Source organism: Methylophaga sp. UBA4204 (assembly GCF_002379485.1).
Taxonomy (GTDB): Bacteria; Pseudomonadota; Gammaproteobacteria; order Nitrosococcales; family Methylophagaceae; genus Methylophaga.
The window spans coordinates 61,014-69,049 of sequence record NZ_DFTU01000109.1 but is presented as its reverse complement, the minus strand read 5'-3'; the positions used below and the strand labels follow the sequence as shown (position 1 = coordinate 69,049).

At 44.0% G+C, this 8,036-nt stretch carries 7 protein-coding genes; 3 read left to right on the top strand and 4 right to left on the bottom strand.

All coding sequences use genetic code 11. The features are described from left to right. Positions 1-31: 31 nt before the first annotated feature. From B3182_RS16215 to B3182_RS16200, 4 genes are all read right to left on the bottom strand, one after another. On the bottom strand, positions 32-727 hold the full coding sequence (locus B3182_RS16215) for a thermostable hemolysin (protein WP_292357138.1): 696 nt from the start codon (positions 725-727) through the stop codon (positions 32-34). A 148-nt stretch (positions 728-875) separates the two neighbouring features. Then, positions 876-2,840, bottom strand: a complete 1,965-nt coding sequence (locus B3182_RS16210) for an LTA synthase family protein (protein WP_292411195.1) — start codon at positions 2,838-2,840, stop codon at positions 876-878. Continuing rightward, on the bottom strand, positions 2,840-3,211 hold the full coding sequence (locus B3182_RS16205; protein ID WP_292357141.1) for a diacylglycerol kinase: 372 nt from the start codon (positions 3,209-3,211) through the stop codon (positions 2,840-2,842). Before B3182_RS16205 ends, B3182_RS16210 begins: the two co-directional genes overlap by 1 nt. 250 nt (positions 3,212-3,461) lie before the next feature. Then, positions 3,462-4,433, bottom strand: a complete 972-nt coding sequence (locus B3182_RS16200) for a glutathione S-transferase family protein (RefSeq protein ID WP_292357142.1) — start codon at positions 4,431-4,433, stop codon at positions 3,462-3,464. 99 nt (positions 4,434-4,532) lie between these two features. Here B3182_RS16200 and B3182_RS16195 point away from each other — a divergent pair, with 99 nt between their 5' ends. The 3 genes from B3182_RS16195 to B3182_RS16185 all read left to right on the top strand — a co-directional run. After that, entirely contained in the window at positions 4,533-4,928 is a 396-nt protein-coding gene (locus tag B3182_RS16195) for a hypothetical protein (RefSeq protein ID WP_292357143.1), read from the top strand. 49 nt (positions 4,929-4,977) lie between these two features. Next, positions 4,978-7,497, top strand: coding sequence for a protein translocase subunit SecD (gene secD / locus B3182_RS16190; RefSeq protein WP_292357145.1), 2,520 nt, complete (start codon positions 4,978-4,980; stop codon positions 7,495-7,497). 96 nt (positions 7,498-7,593) lie between these two features. Then, on the top strand, positions 7,594-8,036 hold a 443-nt coding region (locus B3182_RS16185), incomplete at its 3' end, for a sodium:calcium antiporter (protein WP_414683356.1).

The window sequence follows — 8,036 nt, the reverse complement described above, 5'->3', positions numbered from 1 at the left end:
AGTTTTTCAAAGGATTGTAAAATTTTGCTGTTCATTGACGAATTATCCTCGCCGTGCTTTCCACAAAATCCTGATGGGTTTCCAGTAACGATTGAATCACCTGATGTTGGCGCAGGTGTGCAATAGCTGTCGCAAGATGACCAGCCAATACCATCGGTTGATGTTGGTAATAACTGCCCCACTGTTGAGTTTTATCAATCAAACGCTGGGGATCAGCTTCACCTAACATGATGGTTGAGAGCTGGAGTCGAGAAATCAGATGCCTGACCTGGCGGGTTGCAGTGAATACCACCCACTGATAGTTAGCCTTATCCAATACGGCGGCCAGTAAAATAAATAATAATGGACTACCACTATTAAAACTGGCTGCCAAATTACCTATTTCGACCATGTCCGACCGTTGGGTGTGGACACCATACAACTTCAGGGTGTGTTCAACTGGCTGCGAAAGATATTGTTCCAGAAATAATGGGTGCTGCTGAACCGGTTGAAAACCAATGGCAGAGTCAATCTCACCTTCCATATGACTGGCGAGAAAGTACGGCAAAAAATGGCAGATTTCCGCTCCGAAAGCATCATTAAACCGCTCACTGATAAATGACTGAACAGCCGGTTTATCAATTGATTGATTATCTATGAACGAAAGTGATTTATGTGGAAACAACAAACGTTGTTGCCAATGCTTTGCAGTCTTCAGTGTCGTATTATTTAATATGGTTGCTTCCATAAATCATCTCCAGATGTTTATGGTTGCCTAGCATAAAGCCGGATACTTAAGAAAAGCTTAAGCTGCTTTTAAATCTAACAGTGATAAAAAAAAGCCTGAAACTATCTGACAGATAATTTCAGGTCGGTTATTTATTTCCAGACTGTTTTTACTGTATTAAATTGGGCATATCGTAACGTTGTTCCCGATACAGCCATGAGGGTAATAGCACATGTGCCAACGCTTTTCGTTCATCTTCTGCAGCGGCAGGCCCGATGATTTTCAATTGCCGGGTACTCGGTGAATAATATCCTTCAAGCGCCGTATTTTGCGGCCTGAGAACAGTGACTTTCTCACCCTGCATCAAGGCGTAATAGTCGGCAAATTGCATCAAAGCCCGGCCGCTCGACTGCTGCTCTCTTTCCAGACTTAAATCACGGCCAATCATCGGGGTTTCCGCACTTATTCCCATTAAGGATAACAAGGTAGGCGGCATATCAATCTGACTGGCAACTGTGGGTATGCTCCGTGGCTGGATATCCGCGCCTAAAATTAGCCCTGGGATCTGAAAGCGCTCTATCGGCACTAAAGCATCACCAAACACATTCAAGTCATGATCGGCAATCACCAGAAATAGGGTATCTTTCCAGTAATCGCTTTGCATAGCCTTATCAAAAAACTGGCCCAACGCATAATCAGCATATTTCACTGTATTGGTATTACTGTGTTTAACAGGATTGTCTAATTCAATGCGGCCATCGGGAAATTCATAAGGTGAATGATTACTGGAAGTGAATACCAAGCTGAAATAGGGTTGTCCTTCAGCATGTTTTTGTTGCAGTTGCTGGTGCGCTTTATTCAATAAATCTTCATCGGATACACCCCAACTTCCGGTAAAGACCGGATTGTCATAATCATGCTGATCAATCACCGACTCGAAGCCATTGCCAATAAAAAAGCTCGCCATATTGTCAAAGTGTGACTCTCCACCATAGATAAACTCAGTGAAATAACCTTGTTGCTTTAATAGGTCGGCAATGGTGAAAAAGTTTTGTTGAGAGAGCGATAACTTCACCACACTTCGTGCAGGCGTCGGCAAATAGCCACTGATTACCGCCTCGATACCTCTCACTGATCGGGTGCCGGTGGCATAAAGCTGTTCAAACCACCAGCCTTTTTTCTTTAGGCGTTCAAGTTCAGGAGTGACAGAATATTCGCCGCCAAGCGATTCCACAAACGTAGCTCCCATACTTTCTTGCAGAATAATCACCAGATTGAGTGGCTTATCTCGCTGTACAGAGGCCTGACGGGTATTCAAGGTGGGAAATTTACGCTGAGTATCTTCATCAATCCATGGATAATTTTTATGTAGTTCCGACAGGATCGCTTCATCAGTCATCGTGCCATACACTTCAGCAGCATTGGATTCGTGCTGCATATTGTAAATCGCAAAATATACTGACCAGGCTGAGTTCAGCATAAGACTATTGACCATGGCATCCGGTGTCAGAGCAAAGCTGGACGGATTGGCAGGTCGATGACCAATAGACGATCGAATCATTAAAGCAAGTATCAGCAGCAACAGTGGCCAGGCAAGCCAAATCTTCCATACTGGCCAGGGTTTCTGATTATTGTTCAACCAGCGCTGCAATAGTTTTACTGCCACGCTGCCGGAAATAACGGTGAGGGTCACTCCAATCAATAACGGCCAACGAAAACCCTGCCAAAGTGTGGCAAAGACTTCTTTTGGATAACGTAGATATTCCACAAATAAGCGGTTAGGACGCAGATCATACTGACTGATAAACGCGGGGGTAGAAGCTTCCATAAAACTGATAAGGACAATAACCAGCACGCCCCAAATCAGAACCAGTTTTTGCCAAATCTTCCATCCTAATTGATTTGCCAGTAATGGCAAGCCCAGCGCCAATGGCACAAGCAGCATACCCATCATAATCAAATCTGCACGAATTCCTTGCCAGAAAATAGTGGGCAGTGATGTCGCAGCAACCACCCTATCCCACTGCCACACGACTAAGCCTATACGCGATAAACTCAGAATAACCAAGCCGGTGAGAAGCAGCTTTATCAATATCAGATAAGGGCCAAAAAAAGACTGTAATTTAGTCATCATCAGCCTCGCACTATTAATGGCCACAAGATGGTCAGCCAGGTAGCCAGAGCGATAATGAGGGCAATAAGCACCGCCAGAGAACCATAGTCTTTGGCTCGTCCCGATAGCAGATGAGGTTCGGTGCTAATACGATCAACAACGCATTCAAATGCTGAGTTCAGTGCTTCAACCATTACCACAAGCAATAAAACCGTGATCATGGCTAGTCGTTCAACGGATGATACCTCGAGAAAGAAACTCCCAATGCCTGCAATTAATAACAGCAGAAAGGCTTGTCGAAAAGCGGTTTCATAACGCAGTGCAGCGAAAAGCCCCTGTATGGAATAACCAAAAGCATAAAGCAGCCGTTTGCATCCAGTATGTTTTTCCACAAAATTGCCCCATTACTCAAAATGAGGCTAATGCTACGACACCAATACTTAACTAAACCTTACGGAATTGAATTTTGTTTGATTAGTCAGTCTTTTTGTTTTAAATCTTGTCTAGAAGTTAATAGCATCAATTAACGGGAGACTTTATGAGATCCAAACTAACTTTCTGGCACTATCTTGTTATGGGGATTATTGCCTTTGGTTTTATTGATGCTGCGGTGATGTTTTATCTTGCCACCATGCATTGATATCAGCGTCGGGTATGTGGACGATCCAGATTTAAGATTGGCCCGGCAGGAACCACACCCGTTGGATTAATCGTTTTATGACTACGATAATAATGATTTTTGATGTGTTGCATGTTGACGGTTTCAGCCACGCCGGGCCATTGATATAACTCACGAACGTATTCAGAAATATTCGGATAATCTTCAATGCATTTCAGGTTGCATTTGAAATGGCCGTGATACACGGCATCAAAACGAATCAATGTGGTAAACAATCGCCAGTCTGCTTCGGTAATATCATTACCGACTAAATAGCGATTTTTGCTCAGACGCTCTTCAACCTCATCCAATGCATTAAATAATGGAAAAACAGCCTCTTCATAAGCCTGTTGTGTGGTGGCAAAACCCGCTTTATACACACCATTATTAATGTTGTCGTAGACATCATCATTAATGGCATCAATTTCTTGTCTTAACGCCTGGGGATAATAGTCACCGGCCTTGGCACCGATTGAATCAAATGCACTGTTGAACATACGGATAATTTCAGCAGATTCATTGCTGACCATCGTGTTCTGCTTTTTGTCCCACAACACCGGTACCGTTACCCGTCCACTGTAATCTGGATCGGCAGTGGTATAAATCTGATGCAGAAATTTCGCCTGATGCAGCGGATCTTCAATCACCCCTTCCGCGTAATCAAAGGTCCAGCCATGTTCCAGCATCAATGGATTGACTACCGAAAGGGAAATCATATCTTGCAGATTTTTAAGTTTGCGAAAGATAAGCGTTCTATGTGCCCATGGACAGGCTAAAGAAACATATAAATGATAACGACCCGCTTCAGCTTTAAAACCACCCTCTCCACTTGGACCGGCACTTCCATCAGCAGTCACCCAATTGCGGAACTGTGATTTGCTGCGAATAAATTTTCCCTGATTGGAATCTGTGTCATACCAGCGATCGACCCACTGGCCTTCCATTAATAAACCCATAAAATACCTTCCTTAAAATAGTTGGATGTTTGCTGTAATTTTCATTGACTGTTTTATTGGCGAAGCTCACAATTTGTGCACTTGATAGCGAATAAGTTCATGAAACATCTCCACACACAGCAGCTTGACCAGCACCCTGCCAATTTCTGGCAACTGTTTGTATTGCTATTTTTGCTTAATAGCCTGGCCTTTGCTGGCTGGGTAGATTTCCGTCAGGTAACGGTTTCAGCCCACTCCGGTTTTGTCGCCGAGTTCGATCAGCTTACCTTAGCTAATCAACGTGATCATTTCCGGTCCCTGTTAGATATTGAAAATCTGGCTACACCAAGTGTAGATGATGGTGATAACGAACAACACTGGCTGGTTTATTCATCTGTTCTGATACTTCCTGCTGCGGCACTATTGCTTGCTGAGGATCTGTATTATTTGACGTTACTGATTATCAGTGACGGCAAATATCATTTACCGTTAAATCGCGCACCTCCACTCCAATAATCCTTTTAAAAACTTTTTTGTTTAACGAAGCTTTCTTCGAGGATTATGTATGCGTTCATTCTATTCACGGGCTGTTTTATTCAGTCTGATTATTATTGTGGGCTTGCTTAGTGCATTGCCTAATGTGTTGCCGCATTCTACGACACAACATTTACCTTCCTGGTTTACCGACAATACCTTTAAATTAGGATTGGATCTTAGTGGTGGTTCCCATTTGCTGATGCAGGTGGATATCGATGATTTACGACTAAATGATCATCAGCAATTAGCTGAACAGATCACAGATGCTTTACGTGAGGCAAGAATCTTTATTCAGCCAGTTTCAGTCAATAAAAACCAGCTGATTATCATCCCAAAAGATTCCAACCGCCTGACTGAAATCAAGCAAATCGCTCGTTCCTATATAAAAGATCCAAAAGGTGGTTTGGCCTTGTTTTCAATAGAGGATGACCATAATCGCTTAACCATTACCCCCACTAAAGCGCATAGCGAAAATCTTACGAAAGATGCCGTTGAACATAGCTTGAAAGTTGTTCGGCAGCGTCTGAACGAAAGCGGTCTGGTTGACCCGACTATTACTAAACAAGGTAGTGATGGCATTCTGGTGCAATTACCTGGGGTGGATGATCCAGGTTATATCCGCACCCTGCTTGGAACCACCGCCAAAATGACCTTTCACTGGGCGGCTAATGCAGAAACATCGGGTGTAATCAAAGCTCAGGGTATGACTGAAGGTGAAGTCTATACTCTGGAAGAGCGGGTGGCGCTTGAAGGTCAGCATATTAAGGACGCCAATCTGGTATTCAGTCAGGAAAATGGCCAGCCAGTGGTCAGTTTTGAGCTGGATAAAGAAGGTGCCCGGTTGTTTGGTGAAATGACCAAGAACAATATTGGCCGCTCTTTGGCGATTGTATTGGACGATAAAGTTATTACCGCTCCGGTTATCCGCAGTGTCATTGCTGGTGGTCGTGGAGAAATCAGCGGTTCCTTTACGGTGGCAGAAGCCAATGAACTTGCCTTGTTGTTACGTGCCGGTGCATTACCTGCACCACTAAACGTTATAGAAGAACGTACGGTGGGACCGGATTTAGGCAGTGATTCCATTTCGATGGGTATTACTACAGGGGTGATTGGTGCCATATTGGTATTGGTCTTTATGCTGGCTATTTACGGCAGCTGGGGTTTTATTGCCAGTTTGAGTCTTACGCTCAATATAGGTCTGATTTTTGGTGTTTTGAGTGTATTAGGTGCGACACTGACACTGCCTGGAATTGCCGGAATTATTCTGAGCATTGGTATGGCAGTTGATGCCAATATCCTGATAAATGAACGGATCCGCGAAGAAACCCGTCGTGGCAAACGTGCACTAATTGCTTTGGATGCTGGTTTCAGACGCGCTTATAGTACGATCCTGGATTCCAATATCACCTCATTGATCGCGATCAGTCTGCTGTTTATGTTTGGCAGTGGTCCAGTGCGAGGTTTTGCCGTGGCAATGGCGATTGGTCTGATTACGTCAATGTTTACCTCGATTTCTTTTACCCGGTTATTGATGGAATGGCGGGTAAAGCGGATGCCAAAACAGACATTACTAAGTATTTCGGGTATAAAGTCGCTGGATCGTCTCAGCAATAGCAAGATTGATTTTATGCGGGGACGGTTTGTAGGTATTACGGTTTCTGCCATCCTGTCACTGGCAGCGATTGGTTTATTCTTTCAACCCGGTTTGAAATATGGCATCGATTTTAGCGGCGGCACGGTGATGGAAGTGCAGGCGCCAGATACCAATGTTGAACAACTGCGTAAAGCCCTGCAGGATAAAGGTTTTACCCAGGCAGCAATCCAGGAGTTTGGAGATAATGACTATTATCTTGTACGGTTACCTATGGAAGGAGCCGAACAAGTAGCGAGTGGTAAGGTGGTTGAAACCATCAAAACCACGGTAACGGAAATATCGGCTGATGCCAGTTTTCCGCGTGTTGAAATGGTTGGACCAAAAGTCAGTGGTGATTTCCGCGATGCCACTATTCTGGCCATTGTATTTGCCGGATTCGGCATGCTGGCGTATCTGTGGATCCGTTTTGAGTACCACTTTGCTTTAGCCGCTACATTAACCATTGCGTTAGATTTAACCAAAACCATCGGTTTTTTTGTACTGGCCGGGGTAGAGTTCAATCTTACGGCGGTTGCTGCGTTATTGGCATTGATTGGTTATTCGGTGAATGACAAAGTGGTAGTGTTTGACAGGGTTAGGGAAAATCTACGCTTAACGCCTGACAAACCGATGCTGGAATTACTTAATGAAAGTATCACTTCAACGCTGACTAGAACGGTCTTTACGTCAGTCACCACATTTCTGGCATTAATACCGATGGCAGTTGCCGGTGGCAGCGCAGTAGCTAGTTTTGCTCTACCGATGTTATTCGGTATCGTGATTGGTACAAGTTCATCGGTGTTTATCGCTGCACCGATTGTGTTTTGGATGGGCCAGCAACGCTTACGCAAAGGTCTGCCACAATTACGACTTTCTGCTGAAGAAATGCAAAAGAAACTGGACGCCATTATGTAGATAAATTCAGATTTAAATTTAAACGCTAAGTAATTAATAATTAATGCTTTATGGTGAACAAGATCTCACTGTAAAGCATTTATCAAGGATAAAAAGATGACGTGGTTGATGTTGGTTGCAGGATTAATTCTACTGATTATAGGAGCTGAATTACTGGTGAAAGGCGCCTCGCGTTTAGCAACCAGTTTCGGAATTCCCGCTTTAGTGGTTGGTTTAACGGTGGTGGCATTTGGCACCAGTGCTCCTGAAATGGCTGTCAGTGTCAAAGCGGCTTTTTCCGGTCAGGCTGAACTGGCCATCGCCAATGTGGTGGGCAGTAATATTTTCAATATTCTGTTTATTCTCGGTCTCGCGGCTTTAATCATGCCGTTGATGGTTTCACAACAATTGATCCGTCAAGACGTACCGATAATGATTGGCATCAGTTTTGTCGCGTTGTGGATGATTCAGGATGGCACCATTGGCAAACTTGAAGCAGCCATTTTGTTAGCTGGTGTTATTTTATACACGGTGTTTCTGTTTTATCAGGGCAAAAAAAC